The sequence below is a fragment of the Schlesneria paludicola DSM 18645 genome (assembly GCF_000255655.1).
Taxonomy (GTDB): domain Bacteria; phylum Planctomycetota; class Planctomycetia; order Planctomycetales; family Planctomycetaceae; genus Schlesneria; species Schlesneria paludicola.
In genome coordinates this window covers 2,996,092-3,010,762 of record NZ_JH636434.1, presented here as the reverse complement: position 1 = coordinate 3,010,762, position 14,671 = coordinate 2,996,092, and the positions used below count along the sequence as shown (strand labels likewise).

9 protein-coding genes are annotated in these 14,671 nt (G+C 56.0%); 6 read left to right on the top strand and 3 right to left on the bottom strand.

Going from position 1 to position 14,671, the window contains the following annotated elements; genetic code table 11:
- Window positions 1-95 precede the first annotated feature (95 nt).
- Window positions 96-500, top strand: coding sequence for a hypothetical protein (locus OSO_RS0114810; RefSeq protein WP_010584042.1), 405 nt, complete (start codon window positions 96-98; stop codon window positions 498-500).
- A 97-nt stretch (window positions 501-597) separates the two neighbouring features.
- On the opposite strand, the gene OSO_RS0114805 is transcribed toward OSO_RS0114810, so the two are convergent.
- Window positions 598-1,908 (bottom strand): Gfo/Idh/MocA family protein, encoded by a 1,311-nt coding sequence (locus OSO_RS0114805; protein WP_010584041.1) that lies wholly within the window; start codon window positions 1,906-1,908, stop codon window positions 598-600.
- A 246-nt stretch (window positions 1,909-2,154) separates the two neighbouring features.
- Between OSO_RS0114805 and OSO_RS0114800 the strand changes: the two genes are divergently transcribed.
- The 3 genes from OSO_RS0114800 (at window position 2,155) to OSO_RS0114785 (ending at window position 7,024) form a co-directional block, all read left to right on the top strand.
- Entirely contained in the window at window positions 2,155-3,096 is a 942-nt protein-coding gene (locus OSO_RS0114800; RefSeq protein ID WP_010584040.1) for a helix-turn-helix domain-containing protein, read from the top strand.
- 68 nt (window positions 3,097-3,164) lie between these two features.
- Entirely contained in the window at window positions 3,165-3,755 is a 591-nt protein-coding gene (locus OSO_RS0114795) for a DUF417 family protein (protein WP_010584039.1), read from the top strand.
- A 299-nt stretch (window positions 3,756-4,054) separates the two neighbouring features.
- Window positions 4,055-7,024 (top strand): carboxypeptidase regulatory-like domain-containing protein, encoded by a 2,970-nt coding sequence (locus OSO_RS0114785; RefSeq protein WP_157605194.1) that lies wholly within the window; start codon window positions 4,055-4,057, stop codon window positions 7,022-7,024.
- Between the two features lie 33 nt (window positions 7,025-7,057).
- On the opposite strand, the gene OSO_RS0114780 is transcribed toward OSO_RS0114785, so the two are convergent.
- Complete coding sequence (locus OSO_RS0114780; protein ID WP_029247028.1) at window positions 7,058-7,357, bottom strand: hypothetical protein; 300 nt, start codon at window positions 7,355-7,357, stop codon at window positions 7,058-7,060.
- 830 nt (window positions 7,358-8,187) lie between these two features.
- Here OSO_RS0114780 and OSO_RS43570 point away from each other — a divergent pair.
- On the top strand, window positions 8,188-11,295 hold the full coding sequence (locus tag OSO_RS43570) for a PSD1 and planctomycete cytochrome C domain-containing protein (RefSeq protein WP_010584034.1): 3,108 nt from the start codon (window positions 8,188-8,190) through the stop codon (window positions 11,293-11,295).
- 9 nt (window positions 11,296-11,304) lie between these two features.
- Window positions 11,305-12,792, top strand: coding sequence for a DUF1501 domain-containing protein (locus OSO_RS0114755; protein WP_010584033.1), 1,488 nt, complete (start codon window positions 11,305-11,307; stop codon window positions 12,790-12,792).
- A 253-nt stretch (window positions 12,793-13,045) separates the two neighbouring features.
- Here OSO_RS0114755 and OSO_RS0114750 read toward each other — a convergent pair whose 3' ends face one another.
- On the bottom strand, window positions 13,046-14,608 hold the full coding sequence (locus OSO_RS0114750; RefSeq protein ID WP_010584032.1) for a YbhB/YbcL family Raf kinase inhibitor-like protein: 1,563 nt from the start codon (window positions 14,606-14,608) through the stop codon (window positions 13,046-13,048).
- Window positions 14,609-14,671: the final 63 nt, after the last annotated feature.

Sequence of the window (14,671 nt, the reverse complement as noted above, 5' to 3'; positions counted from 1 at the left end):
CGCAAGTTGATCAAATTGCTTTTCTGAACGAAGCGAGTTTGATATAAGACGTAAAGTCTTTTGTCGCGACTCTCTTCTTGCAGGTTTACAATCCGATGACGTCATCCGCTGCGCGACCGGCCTATGTCCTGGGGGTGATCGGTGCTGTTTTGGGTGGAGTGGCAGGCTACTACGCATTCTTTTGGATTGTTAGGCAAGGTTTTTACGCGTTGATTGTCCCCTCGGCCGTAATGGGACTCGTCGGCGGATATGCGATTCGTGGTCGATCCGTTCCGTTCGCGATCATTTGCGGGTTCGCGGGATTGGCACTGGCTTTGTTCACAGAATGGCGATTTGCACCGTTCAAGAAGGACCCGAGCCTGCTGTTCTTTCTGACGCACGTATTCCAACAGAACACGATCACTCTGATCATGATCGCGATCTGTCCGATCATCAGTTACAGATTGGCCCTCGGTCAGGACGATGTGCGGAGGTCATCAAATTCTGACCGAATCGGTTAGCGACGGAGCGTGTCGTTCAGCCGGTTTGCAAACAACACGGAATCGTCTACGTCATACGGCCAAATGTGAATCGGTATGACGACGGCGGACTGCCGTATTACACCGATTCATAACTCCACGGTTTCCGTGGAACGCGGCGAAGATATTGGTTGGCTTCGTCATCATTCATAAATTGTTCTGTCTGCGGGTTCCAACCCAGTTTTCGGCCCAGCCGGAGTGAAATCACCCCCAAGTGACAGACCGAGGCCGAACGGTGTCCGATTTCAGCTTCGCAGATTGGCTGCTGACGCGAACGGACGGCATCGAAAAAGTTGCCCATGTGATCGTTGCTAATCGGAAGGCGCACCGCGTCGGTTGGGAGTGCCGCAGTGAGGATTTCCGGATCGCTGGCTTCAATCTTCCCGCGCGTGACAAAAATCCAGCCATCTGAGCCTTCGAACTTCACTCCATGTTGCTGCCCCTTCGGATCAATCACCGAACCGTTCCAGGCGTTCGCCGGAGTGCTGTGACAGGAATGGGTCACACCGTTGGCATAGGTGTAATCGACAGCGTATTCGCTGAAAGCGGTGAAACCGCCAGGAATCATTTCCACCAGGGGTTTCGCTTCAATCCTGATGGGGCCACTTCGTTCCAGTCCCATCCCCCAGAGAGCAATGTCGTTGTGATGGGCACCCCAGTCGGTCATCGTCCCGCCGGAGTACTCCCACCAGTATCGGAACGTCGTATGGGTTCTTTCAGGAACATATTCCACCTTGGACGTGGGGCCCTGCCAGAGATTCCAATCGAATCCGGCCGGAGTGGGCTGGGATTGGAACGGACCTTCGCGTCGTCCGCTTGGAAGCCAGACTGACACATGCTTCAGCTTGCCGAGTCGTCCGTTGCGGACGAGTTCACACGCCAGGCGAAAGTTCTTGTCGCTTCGCTGCTGGCTGCCGGTTTGCAGCACGCGTCCCGTATCGCGAACGGCCTTCACCAGCAATTGACCTTCCTCGACGGTCAACGTCAGCGGTTTTTCACAGTAGACATCTTTCTGCGAACGCAGGGCGGCAAGCGACACCAGTGCGTGCCAGTGATCGACCGTGCCGCAGACGACAATTGGAATATCTTTTCTGTCCATGACCTGCCGAAAGTCACGATACGCTTCGGCTTCGGGCCAGAGCTTTTTTGCTTCGGCGATGCGCGCTTCATCCACGTCGCACACCGCCACGATTCGCCCGAACCGTGACGCGTTCTTCGCATCACCTCGCCCCATTCCACCGCAACCGACAAGCGCCACCGCTGGCTTTTCGACGTCGGCCGCCGTGGCTTTGGAGGTCTGTGCCAGTTCCTCCCGATACCAGGTCGGCAAGGTACACGCGGCGGTGGCCGCCGCCACAGTCTGCAAGAAACGTCGTCGATTGCGTTGCATGAAGTCGTTCCTGTTGAGCGGGGTTCGGAAGATCTTGATCATACCTCTCAGAGCGGAGAACGAAACCGTCGAGCCCCGGAGGAAATCGCTTCTGATTCGAGTTGCGTGAGAGGCGATCACACACCCAGATATGATCTCATTGTAGATGGCGCGCTGGTCTGAACCTCGTAGGCATTTGCGTGAAAACGTACCCGCCCCATAACTTAGTCGCCTTTGGAGCGGCACGACGTCAGGAACAAATGAGATATGGCGAAGCAAAGCATCCTGAAAAATCTGTACGATCCGCGCGCGGGCGGCCAGGCGATTCGTGTTCAGATCGTCCCGTCGACCGATGAGCCGGTGCATCCTGTTCGTACGAACTATTTCTCGATCTATCTGATCCGCGAGGGGATGGGAACCTTCTGGGCCGATGCCTCACAATTTGAGTTTCGCCAGGATTCGCTACTGTTTTTCGTTCCCTATCAGCACATTCAAATCGTTCCCAGCCAATCGGTCTGTGGAGACCTGATTCAGTTCCATGCCAACTTTCTGTGTGTGGAAACGTTTCATGCCGAGGCGGGATGCAGTGGCACATTGTTCAACGATCCCTATGGAGGGCCTGCGGTTGAATTGGATAAACGAAGGAAGCGGGATGTCATTGGCCTGATCGAGCGAATTCGGCAAGAACAGGTCGAGCCGGATTTGGCATCCAGTGATGTCATGCTTGCGTATCTCAAGGTACTGTTGATCCTTGCCGCCCGCTTGAAAACGAAATATTCCGAATCATGCGCTGTGCCGTCAATCGGTCCCCGGCATCCGACCTTGGTTGAGCTGCGAGAACTGATCGAGGCGCATTATCAAACCTGGCATTCGCCTGCGGACTATGCCCAGCGGCTGCATCTGACTCCGAAGACCCTCGGCAGGATCGTGCGCGAGCAGCTTGGGACGACGCCGACGGATCTGATTCGCAACCGAATTCTGATCCATGCCAAATGGCAGTTGCTCCATACCTTGCGGCCGGTTAAAGAGATTTCACGCGAGCTTGGGTTCAGCGACGAGTTGTATTTCAGTCGCTTGTTCAAAAAAGCGACCGGTTACTCGCCCTCATTCTTCCGTGAATTTGAAACCGAAATTCGCGGTGGCAGCAATTTGTCCATGCTTTCGGATCATGCGCCCATTCTTCATTCCGTCGAAACGGTCGATAGTTAAGACATGAACGGCAGTTGCACAGGAATTCTCCCGAGACTTGCCGTTTCGAGTTTTCGAGGAGTTGTCAAATGTCCGTGCAGAAACTGTTTGAGATGGCGGCGAATATGGACAAAGCGGGTGTGGTCGTGACCCGCATCGGGCTCATCGTGGTGCTGCTGTGGATCGGAGGGCTCAAGGCATTTCGGTATGAGGCGGACGGCATTGTCCCCTTCGTTGCGAACAGTCCCACAATGAGCTTCTTCTACACCGATCCCGGTAGCTACAAATCACACAAGAATCCCGAAGGGGCACTTGTTCCCGAAAACCGTGCCTGGCACGAGGCGAACGGCACCTACACATTTGCTTACGGGTTGGGGTCAGTGATCGTGATCTATGGTCTGTTACTCTGCCTGCATCCGCTGTATCCGCAGGCCGCGACGGTCGGCAGCTTCCTGGTGTTTACGATGTCGTTCGTGACGCTTTCGTTTCTGATCACGACGCCCGAATGTTGGGTTCCGGCGTTGGGCGACGCACAGCATGGATTTCCCTATTTGAGCGGCGCGGGGCGACTGGTCATCAAAGACGCCATCATGATGGGTGCAGCGCTTGTCACAATGGCCGATTCCGCGAAAGCTTCGCTTCGGAAGTTCGCGACGACAGGGCACGTTTCGTCCGACTAAAACGTGCCGGTGAAGCGTCCACTCTGCAGTCTTCGAAACGACAGGCGAAGTGTTCGTGTGTTCGTCATTCTGAACGCTCCGTTTGACGCCGAGTCCAAGTACGATGATAGTGGCGTGTTTGAGGCATTCACATGCAGCGTGGCCGCAGAGGCGGCAGGAAACGATCGATGGTCGCTGTACCAATGGCACCGCGAGTTGTGCGTCTGTTTTGTCAAATCGCGGTTGTCGCTGTCTCGACGTGCTGCGCAAATCGCGTGTGTAGACCGAGAGCACGGGTGGCGTCGCGGTCGAATTGCGTCGTGTCCCTCGTTCATCGAATCTGCCTTGTGTTCGTGAGCGGACTCGCGGCAGGGCCCTGGCTCGCAATCGAGGCCGCTGACGACGTTGTCGCCGAAACCTCACCGGCGTTTCGAGCGATGATGATTCAGGTTCAGGACGAACAAGGCGAACCGCTGCCTGGAACCCGCATCCACGTCAATGTACTTGCGTCCGACGGTAAGAAGACGACAAATCGTCGGACAAGTTATGAGACAGGCGATGATGGCCGTATCGAGATCAAGCTTCCGTCAAGTTTCTTCAACCTGCAGGTCTGGACGTCTCGGCCGCACTATGTCCACATGTACGCCGGATTCCAGCATGAGACCCAAGGAGTCAATCTTGGCAATAAAGACATCGCGGCGGCGGTGCCGGACTCGTTTCAGTTCGCTCTTGGTCGCGGTACGAAGCTGAGTGGTACGGTCGTCGATGAAGACGGATCGCCGATTGCGGGGGTGAAGGTGGATGTTGAGACGCGAGAAATCAAATCGAGTGACGGCAAATCTGCGTCCACGACAAATCCCACGCCAAGACCGATGGATCCGTTCGGTACGATCGTGACCGATCAGAATGGCTACTGGTCCGTTGACGAAGTTCGTCCGAAGACGCCGAATATTGAATACCACGTCCGACTGAAGCATCCCGACTACATCGGTGACGCGGGCTATTCTCGGCTTCAACAAGAACAGAAAATCACGTCCGAAATGTTGATGGAAGACGATGCGAAAATCGTCATGAAGAGGGGAGCTCGCATCGCTGGGATTGTTGTCGATTCGGCGGGGCAACCGGTTACGAGAGGCATCGTGCATTTGGGCGAGAACTCTGCGTTCGGCAGCAGCAGTCACAGTGTCCGTTTGAACGAACAGGGCGAGTTCGTTTCAACAACCGTCCCGCCGGACGACTATCCCCTGACGGTGATTGCGGCAGGTTTTTTGCCCGAGCGGCGCGTGGTTCATGCATCCATTTCTGCTGAAAAACATCGATTCACACTGAAGCCCGGGAAGCGAATTGTCATTAGGACCGTGGATGCGGAAGGTCATCCCGTTCCCGCTGCACGTGTTCAGATTACTAAGTGGGGACGCATTGAGTCACTTCCCAATGCGTCCAACGCAGAGGGGCTCGACTCGGGCATCCCGATGCGATCGGACGAGAATGGATTGTTTGTTTGGGATGGAGCCCCCGACGAGGCGATTACCTATTCGATTTCGGCGAGAGTCGATTCTGAGTTTCGGATGAATATGGTGGTGCTCGTCCCGCGAGCCGAAGAGCATGTCGTTGCCCTGCGGCCCTTGCTGAAAATTTCTGGGAGTGTGACGGATGCCGTGACGGGAAAACCGATCGAGGCATTTTCAGTTGTTCCCGTCGCCGTGTTTCGCCCCAAATGGTTATCGACGTTCTACGGTAACTCCAGCGTCCATCGCGACGGACACTACGAGATTGAGAATCTGGTCGCTTCGGAAATTGGGCGTCGGTACCACGTACGAATCGAGGCCGAGGGGTACCGCACGGCGATGAGCGACGATTCATACGGCGTTTTCGAGGGGCACTTGTCTGTCGACTTCTCACTCACGCCAGCGCGGTCGATGGTCGGGCGAGTGATCAATGCGGCGGGCAAATCCGTGGCGGGGGCCACTGTGATTCTCGGGACACCCACGACCGCGCCCAGAATTAACGATGGAGTTTTGAGCGAGTCACCCAAATGGCCAACTCTGACAACGGACGCGTTTGGCCGGTTCAAGATGGCGGCCTCGTTTGAACCGGCCTACCTTCGTGTGATTCACGAGACGGGGGTTGCGGACGTCCTGCGTCAAGGCGATGAACCGCCAGGCACGATCACCCTACAACCCTGGGCGAAGGTCTCGGGGACATTGTTGTGGGACGGCAAACCTGTGGCGGATGAATGGATCACGATTCAACCGGCGAAACAACCCAAGTTGGGTGAACCCCGGTTCCAAGAGGGGGAGTCTGTAAAGACGGACCTATATGGTCGATTTGAATTCCCTCGACTGAATCCTGACGCCGTCAGTCTCAGCAACAGGTTAGGTTCGCGATTCGCGACGAGCCAAAGTATTTCCATGGTTTTAATGCCGGGAGAGAAACGGGTTGTTTCATTGGGAAATAAAGGAACCCGCGTCACAGGAAAATTGTTTCAAAACGGGCGCGGCGATGACAAAATCGCACAACATTGTTTGTTGTATCTGATTCGTCGGGATTCGGGCGTTGACCGTCCGAGCGGGCAAACAGCGTTCGGCCTCAATCCAAAAACACCATTTCAATTGTCCTGGTATCAGGACGAACGCTTTCACGATTGGCTGATCGCACAAGAGTTCTATGAGACGGGACTGTCCCCCGCCGGTAATTTTGAAATCGGCGGCGTTGCCGTGGGGGAATACGATCTGGTGTTCAGTTGCCATACGCAACCTGAGGGGTGCGCATGGGAGCACAATGTGCGACATGTCACACCTGTTCGCGTCACGGAATCGGAGGCTTCCAGTGGTACGAAGGATCTCGGGCAGATTGAGGCAGAATACCGAACCGGTCCGAGACTGGGGCAAAGCCTGTCCGATCTCAAGATTTGCGATGTGAACGGCAAGCAGAAAACTCTGCGAGAGTTTCACGGCCGCCATATCCTGCTGCACATTTGGGGCAGATGGACTGCATCGGATATGGAAGCCATCGCGGACGTCCAAGCGGCAGTCGCCAAATCGTCAGACGATCGCCTCGTCTACGTTGGATTGAATGTCGATGCGGACGCTGCTGCCGCCAATGCGTTCGTCGCCCGACAGAATTGGACGGAGTCTCAGAGTGTCGTGGGAGTCGGATCTGACATCGAACGGCAACTGGTGATCAGCAGTGTGCCGACGTACTACTTGATTGGCCGTGATGGTTCGCTGATCAGCTCGACACGCGAGTGGGCCGTGATGGTGCAAGCGATCAATGCCCTCGAGAAGTAGCCGGATGATCAGGCATTCAATCGGGATGAACTCTCAGTGTCGTTGCGGTTGCGTCCACCAGTTGGTCGTCTGTTGTCCGGGGCGAGCCGTCGACATCGTGTCGACACCGTCGCCCGTCCAGCGACCCGTCGAATCGTAGAACCGCTCTGAACGCGATCCGTTCGAAGTCGGTTGATTCGTCGAGGAAAGGGTCCCACCCGGTACGCGGACGGCGCGAAAGAACAGGCGACGACCTCCGCAGTTTTGCCCGGCGATGGCGGGCGGGTGGCCCCACGGTCCGATTGGTTCGACGACAAGAAGCGCCATGACCGTAAACACGCATTTTCTGAGCATGTTCGTCCTCGATTTCAAAAAACGACGGCAATTCCAATTCCGGTCTTGGCTGAATCGGCACCCGGCGAGCCGGAAAGATTGGAAATTCCTCGTCGTGAAATTGAAATTCGGCAGTTTCTGCCGAATGATCGGTTCCTGCTGGCCAGGCGACGTTCGATCAATTGCCTTGCTGCCAAGCTTCTGCTTGGCAGCGCTTCCTCGTCATGGGAAGAGTGTGCGAGCGGCCCAGGGCACTTTCCTGCTCGACAGAAAACGAGATGACATGGGGCGTTGACCATGCAGGAACTTGGTCAACGAGGAACAACGAGAGGAGAAATTCTTGTGCGAGGTACTGTCCTCGTGAGTCCTCAAGCATCGGACCATTGGGAGATATGGTCTTTTTTTGCACACATCCGTTTGACGTCCTCAATGCCCAATGTGGACTTCGGTCTTTTTGAGAATTATTGAGGGGAGGTCCGCGCGGATTTATCGACGTAATGGCAATGATAATTGTTGTTTGTGGCGATCCAGACCGCACGAAGTGACGAGCCGAAACGGGGGTCGGGCGTGTCTTTTAATGATGCGTGCTGTTCGTAATCGCGCAGCGAAAACATCTTGTCGAGAAAATCGCAAAATGAGCTTATCGCGCACGGGGTTGGGACATTTCGCGAATGATGATCGCAATTGTGGAAAATCCGCTGACGGGCGAATTTCCATCAACCGAAGTGGGGGGGAATTGGGTACATTTTCAGGTGTACGCTGACAACGGATCTCGAGAGAATATAAGATTGCTCGATGCCGGTTTCATGCTGGTTGCGGATCCTTTTTGAGCCTCATTTCTGTGCTGGACCATGCTTCGAAATCTATTCACCATTGTCTCATTCGTCGCCTTTGCTGGCCTCCTGCAAGCGGACGAAACCGCGAAGGTCGCGTCGACCGATACGGCTGCGTCTACGACCTCCTCTTCGCTCGTCTTCGAGAAGGACGTTCTGCCGATTTTGCAGGCGAAATGTGTGGCCTGCCATGGCGAGAAAACGCAAAAGGCGGAACTCAACCTCAGTACGCAAGTCGGCGTCAAGAAGGGCAGTTCCTCGGGCCAGGTTGTGGTCGCCGGCAAGGTGAAGGAAAGCTTGCTGCTGGAGGTCTTGCACGAAGGACTGATGCCTCCCCCAAAGGAAGGCGAACCGCTCACCTCGCACGAAGTGGAAATCGTTCAGAAGTGGGTTGAGTCGGGTGCTCAATTTGCCCAGCCCGACGCGGTGGCCGAGCCGATCGTGACCGAGCGTGAAATCTCGCAGATCCTGTTTCTGCGATGCACCGTCTGTCACAACGGCCGTGTCAGCGAGGGTGGTCTCGACTTGCGATCACGGACATCGATGTTGAAGGGGGGCAAATCCGGCCCCGCGATCAATCTGAAGAAACCGGCCGAGAGTCTGGTTCTGAAGAAGATTCACGCTGGCGAAATGCCGCCGCTGCGGAAGCTGGCGAGTGCATCGGTGAAGGTCATCGAAAAGGCCGAGGTGGAAACACTCGCCAAATGGATCGAAGCGGGGGCACCTCCCACACCGCGCCGTTCGCCTGGCGACGCCCAGGAAGGTGAATCCGAAGTGACCGCGGAAGATCGTCAGTTCTGGTCATTCCAGACCCCACGGTCCCCAGCTGTCCCGGTCGTGAAGGCCGCGGATCGGGTGCGGAATCCGATTGATGCGTTCGTCCTCGAAAAGCTGGAGAGTGTCGGTTTGACACTGTCGCCCGAAGCGGATCGAAGAACCCTGATTCGACGGGCTCATTTCGATTTGATCGGCCTGCCACCGACCCCTGCGGAAGTCGAGGCGTTCGTTCAAGACAGCGATCCGAAGGCGTACGAGAAATTAATCGATCGCCTGTTGAATTCCAGTCATTATGGCGAACGCTGGGGACGGTATTGGCTGGATGTGGCGGGATACTCGGATTCCGACGGCGTCAACGCGGAAGACCCGATTCGCCACTATGCCTGGCGCTATCGCGACTATGTCATTCGCTCGTTCAACAAGGACAAACCGTACGACCGATTCTTGCTGGAACAGATTGCAGGAGACGAACTGGTCGATCACGAGAGCAGTGACGAATTCAACGAGGAAATTTACGACAATCTCGTTGCGACGGGTTTTCTGCGAATGGCACCGGACGGTACCTACAATGGGCTCACCAATTTTGTGCCTGACCGACTGGACGTGATCGCGTCCGAGATTGATACGCTGACGTCCTCATTGATGGGCCTGACGGTCAAATGCGCGCGGTGTCACTCCCACAAGTTCGATCCGATTCCCCATCGCGACTACTATCGCCTCGCCGCGGTTTTCAAAGGGGCCTATGACGAGAATGACTGGATGCGGCCGTCCAAGTCAGGCAACGATTTTCCGCTTCGCGGCATCAAGTACGTCCGCCCTGGAGAAAAGGAAACTTGGGAAGCGGAGCAAAAGCGCATCAAGCAAGAGATGGAAAATCTGAAAGCGCCGATGGAAGCCCGAACGCTGGAGCTTGTCACGGCTCAGGTGGAAAAACATCTGGCGGAAGTGCCCGAGATTATGCGTGAGGATGTTCGAGTCGCGGCGCTTGCTTCACGGGACAAGCGGAACGAGGTCCAGAAGTATCTAGTTTCGAAATTCGAGAAGGTTCTTCAAATTCGGTCCGAGGATTTGCAGAAGCTCGATCCGAACCTCAAATCGATGGCACGCGCGACATTTCGCAAGATCAAAGCGCTCAAGCAGCTTGAAAGCTCGCACGAACCATTCATTCAGGCGCTCTGGGATCGTGGCGAGCCAACCCCGACCTACATCCTGCGTCGCGGCAATTATCTCTCGCCGGGAAAAGAAGTCGAACCTGGCGTTCCCGCGGCCCTGGTCGAAGTGAAGGCTCCCTTCGTCGTCGAACCGCCGTGGCCTGGCGCCAAGAAGACCGGGCGTCGACTGGGGTTCGCGCGTTGGCTAACCAGTCCGGACCATCCACTGACGTCGCGCGTGATGGTCAATCGCATCTGGAAGCACCATTTCGCCAATGGAATCGTCAAGAGCCTGGACAATTTCGGTAAGGCCGGCCAACGGCCGACGCATCCCGAATTGTTGGATTGGCTGGCCGTCGACTTCGTCCAGCAGGGATGGAGTATCAAGGCCATGCATCGCCTCATTATGACGTCTGCGACGTATCGTCAGACGTCGGAAATGACCGACCAGTATGCCAAGCTCGATCTCGAAAATCGATTGTTGTCACGCTCACCTTTACGACGTCTGGAAGCCGAGGTCTTGCGTGATTCCTTGTTGTTTGTAGCGGGAAAACTGGATGAAACCCCATTTGGGCCTGCGGAGAAAGTCAAAGCCCGCGGTGACGGCCTGGTGACGTCGATTGGAACGGAAAAAGGTTGGCGCCGTAGTATCTACGTGCTGCAGCGTCGCTCTCAGGCGTCGTCGATTCTCGAAGACTTCGACCTTCCTCAAATGGCTCCGAATTGTGTGGAACGAACTGTCGCGACAGTCGCGCCGCAAGCACTTCATCTGCTGAACAATAAGATGATCCACGGCTGGTCGATCGCGATGGCGGATCGCATCTTGAACGAGGCGGGTGCCGACCGTGATGCACAAATCAACCGCGCCTACGAGATCGCGCTGGGAAGACGGCCCGATGCCGCGGAACTCGAGTTGACGACGAAGTCGTTCGATCAACTGCGAGAGAAATGGTTGACCTTCAGCCAGAACGGATCGAAGTTGGCACCGAAAGTGGCCAAGACGACCGACAAGAATACGGCCATCATCGATGAAGATGCGATCGATGAAGACGCGCCCCCCGAAGAATTGACGGCGCCAGATGATACCGTGGATTCTGTCGATCCGAACTTGTCGCCAGAGCAGCAACTCGCACGGAATGCACTGACGAACCTTTGCCATGCGCTCATGAATTCAGCCGAATTCATCTATATCGATTGAGGATTTGCAATGTTCAATGGTGGAAATGGACCGTTCTCGATCGGCTCCGAAATGGGGCGTCGTAATTTCTTTCAGAATGTCGGAACCGGAATTTACGGTGCCGCATTGGCGTCCTTGTTAAGCCGGGACCTGCGAGCAAATTCTGCGACCGATGAGCCCAAACCTGGCGACCCCAGGCCGATCTACAATCTGTCGCCCCGCAAGCCGCAGTTTGAGCCCAAGGCGAAAGCCGTCATTCATCTGTTCATGAATGGTGGTCCCAGCCAAATGGACTTGCTTGATCCCAAGCCCGCGCTCGATCGCATGCACGGACAGTCGCTGTTCGAAAAGATTGCTGGCGAGCTTGAATCGCCTGGATCGGGCGGCGCCATCATGCGCTCTCCGTTCAAGTTCAAGCAGCACGGTCAGAGCGGCATGTGGGTTTCAAACGCGATGCCGCACTTTGCCGAATGCGTTGATGACGTGGCGATGATCCATTCGATGCATACGGTCAATCTGACGCACGAACCGGCGCTCTACCATATCCACAGTGGTCGCGTCATTCCCGGACAGCCATCGCTTGGATCGTGGGTGACCTACGGACTGGGCTCGGAAAGTGAGAATCTTCCGGCGTATGTCGTTCTCGACGACCCTCTCGGTTTGCCGGTGAATGGCACCTCAAGCTGGGCATCGGGGTATCTGCCTCCGATCTACCAGGGAACTCGCTTCAAGGCGACGGGAACGCCTGTTCTGAATCTCGACCGCGAATACAACGAACCGGACGACATCACCGACCTTGAGCGAAGTTTGATTGGCAGTCTGGACCGGATGCATCGCAGTCGTCGCGCCGGACAGAATCAACTCGACGCACGCATTGCCAGTTATGAACTGGCAGCGAAGATGCAGATGATGGCTCCCGAGGCACTCGATCTGTCACAAGAGACGGCCGAAACGCTGGCGATGTATGGCATCGGCGAGAAGGTGACGGACTCGTATGGCCGACGCTGCCTGATTGCACGCCGCCTGGTCGAACGGGGCGTCCGTTTCGTCCAATTGTTCATTAATTCGCAGATTTGGGATACGCACGACCATCTGCAGCCTGAAATTCAGAAGGCCTGCGATCGCACGGATAAGCCCGTTGCGGCGCTGATCAAAGACCTAAAGGCACGCGGACTGTTCGATGACGTACTGGTTCTCTGGGGCGGCGAGTTTGGTCGGCTTCCGATCGCTCAGCTTCGCGGCGGAGATGAATCGGTGACTGCGGGGCGCGACCACAATAAGAATGCCTTCTCGTGCTGGATGGCCGGCGCGGGAATCAAGGCCGGTCAGATCCACGGAACGACTGACGAAATTGGCCTGATGGCGGTGGAGAACAAAGTCAGTGTCACGGACTGGCACGCGACAATCCTGCACCTGCTGGGACTCAACTACGAAGACATTTACTACGAACGTAACGGCTTGAAAGAGAAACTGACCGGCGTTGAAAAAGCACGCGTCGTTCAGGAAATCCTGGCCTGACCGAGTGGGAAGTTCGCTTCGTCATTGCCGAACTGCCGCTTCGCTTCCTCGTTGCCAAGCGCCCGCTTGGCGACGTCTTTTATTTCTCTGCATTTCCAACTTGAGGAAGCGTAAGTGAGGGGCCCAGGACACTCTCGTTCTCGGCAAAGGGGCCGAGAGCGTATGAGGCGTTACCAAGCAGGTGCTTGTCAACGAGCAACGAGAAAAAGCTCAACGAGAGGCAACGAGGAACATCAACCAGGTTCCCCGACCCTTATTTTCGCTCGTATTCGACGTCGAGCGTGCCTTCGGCGAGTATCGTGTCTTTGATGGCGGTCAACAGCTTCGCGCGCGACGCCTGTTTCTCTGGCAGCCGAACTTCTGCCGAGAGCGCATAGACTGTCAGATGGTACGTTTTCACTCCGGGTCCCTTCGAGCACATCGGTTCGTAGGCGGCCTTGCGTCGATCATTGATGCCGACCATCCCGACGTTTTGGCTGCTTCGGTCTAACTTCTGGACGTGGGACGGAATGTTGTAAACAAGCCAGTACGACTTTTCCTGATCGGGTGCTGTATGCCACAAACTGACGGCAAAGTACTTCGTTCCGGGCGGTGCCTGCTTCCATTCGATCGCGGGTGACAGGCCCACTCCGTCACACGTGCATTCCTTCGCTAGTCTTCCTTGTCGATCGACCGACGTGCTGGTCACGATCAGTTTGGGTTGGTCACCCGGTTTGTTCTCGGCGCGCGGTTCCGCTTTGCGGGCCGCATTTTGATCGTCGCGCGTTGACGGGAACTTTCGACCGGCATTGGTCGCCGCAGGCCTGCGTTTCGGATAGTACGTTTCGTTCGTTCGGGTTCGATTGATATCCAGAAATTCGAACCGGACCGATCCATCTGCGGCCGTGGTATACGTGACCGTTCCTGGTTTTTTGTTGATCGTGTAGGTCAGGCGATACGAGCCAGGCTTCAGTTCTTGAAAATCAGTAATCTTGGCATCGCGCAGTGGCGACAGCGCGGGACGTAGTGGCTCGGCACGCGGTTGAGGCTCGACCTGTCCTTCTCGTTGAGTGATTTCACCGTAGAACCCACCATTGAGGTACGGATACGTTTTCGACGCATGGTAGTGATAGTTGCCGTTGGCATCTTTGTGGCCATTGAACTTGTCGAGTCCCACCACTTTCGAGCCGTCTGGTTCTTCGTAACCATAGATGGGATAACCGTCGAGTGCGTACGCGATGGGCAGCCCCTTTCCGATCGTCGTCTGGAGGTGGACCGGGGCAAGATGGTAGTGGTAATCATCGGCACGACCACAATGACCACCGTATTCATCGAGTTCCCCGGCCAGATTGGCATCTTCGCCGCGATTGTTCAGAGGATTGAAGATTGGAATTCCGTTGGCTGCGATGGCGATCGCTCCGCGGAGAAATTCGTTCTTTGTCGAGCGAGGGTTCTTCGCCGACACAGGACGAAGGGGGATCTGCCAGGCGTTGTCGCCCGCATAATTCTGCGGAAGCGGCACCTGTTGCTGCCAGGCGGTAATGCCGATCATCATGGGGTGGTCGGGAATCCCCCGCGACTCGACGTAGAAATAGCGATTGTCCCAACGAGTTTGGATCGCTTTCGCCTTGACGAACACTTCAAAGGCGAGGGAGATCTCGGGGGGTGACTCGCTTGGAGCCGGTTGTTGATCACCTTGAGCCACTCGTCGTGGCAATGCGTCGTCCTCATGTTCGTGTCCGGGGTGCGCGATCGCACGGTCTGCCGTGATGGCCATGACCCCTGCCAGTATCAAACGGAAGAGTCGTCGATCCATAATCGTCTGGTGGTAGAACATGCACGGCTCCATCCTTCGACCGCGGCTGCGTATCGCGGCAATTTCGCATCGATGTGACTCGTC

What these genes read in the sequence shown, in the direction of transcription:
- OSO_RS0114805 (WP_010584041.1), bottom strand. Translation starts at nt 1,908, where the DNA reads ATGCAACGCAATCGACGACGTTTCTTGCAGACTGTGGCGGCGGCCACC.
- OSO_RS0114810 (WP_010584042.1), top strand. Translation starts at nt 96, where the DNA reads ATGACGTCATCCGCTGCGCGACCGGCCTATGTCCTGGGGGTGATCGGT.
- OSO_RS0114800 (WP_010584040.1), top strand. Translation starts at nt 2,155, where the DNA reads ATGGCGAAGCAAAGCATCCTGAAAAATCTGTACGATCCGCGCGCGGGC.
- OSO_RS0114780 (WP_029247028.1), bottom strand. Translation starts at nt 7,357, where the DNA reads ATGCTCAGAAAATGCGTGTTTACGGTCATGGCGCTTCTTGTCGTCGAA.
- OSO_RS0114755 (WP_010584033.1), top strand. Translation starts at nt 11,305, where the DNA reads ATGTTCAATGGTGGAAATGGACCGTTCTCGATCGGCTCCGAAATGGGG.
- OSO_RS0114795 (WP_010584039.1), top strand. Translation starts at nt 3,165, where the DNA reads ATGTCCGTGCAGAAACTGTTTGAGATGGCGGCGAATATGGACAAAGCG.
- OSO_RS43570 (WP_010584034.1), top strand. Translation starts at nt 8,188, where the DNA reads ATGCTTCGAAATCTATTCACCATTGTCTCATTCGTCGCCTTTGCTGGC.
- OSO_RS0114750 (WP_010584032.1), bottom strand. Translation starts at nt 14,608, where the DNA reads ATGTTCTACCACCAGACGATTATGGATCGACGACTCTTCCGTTTGATA.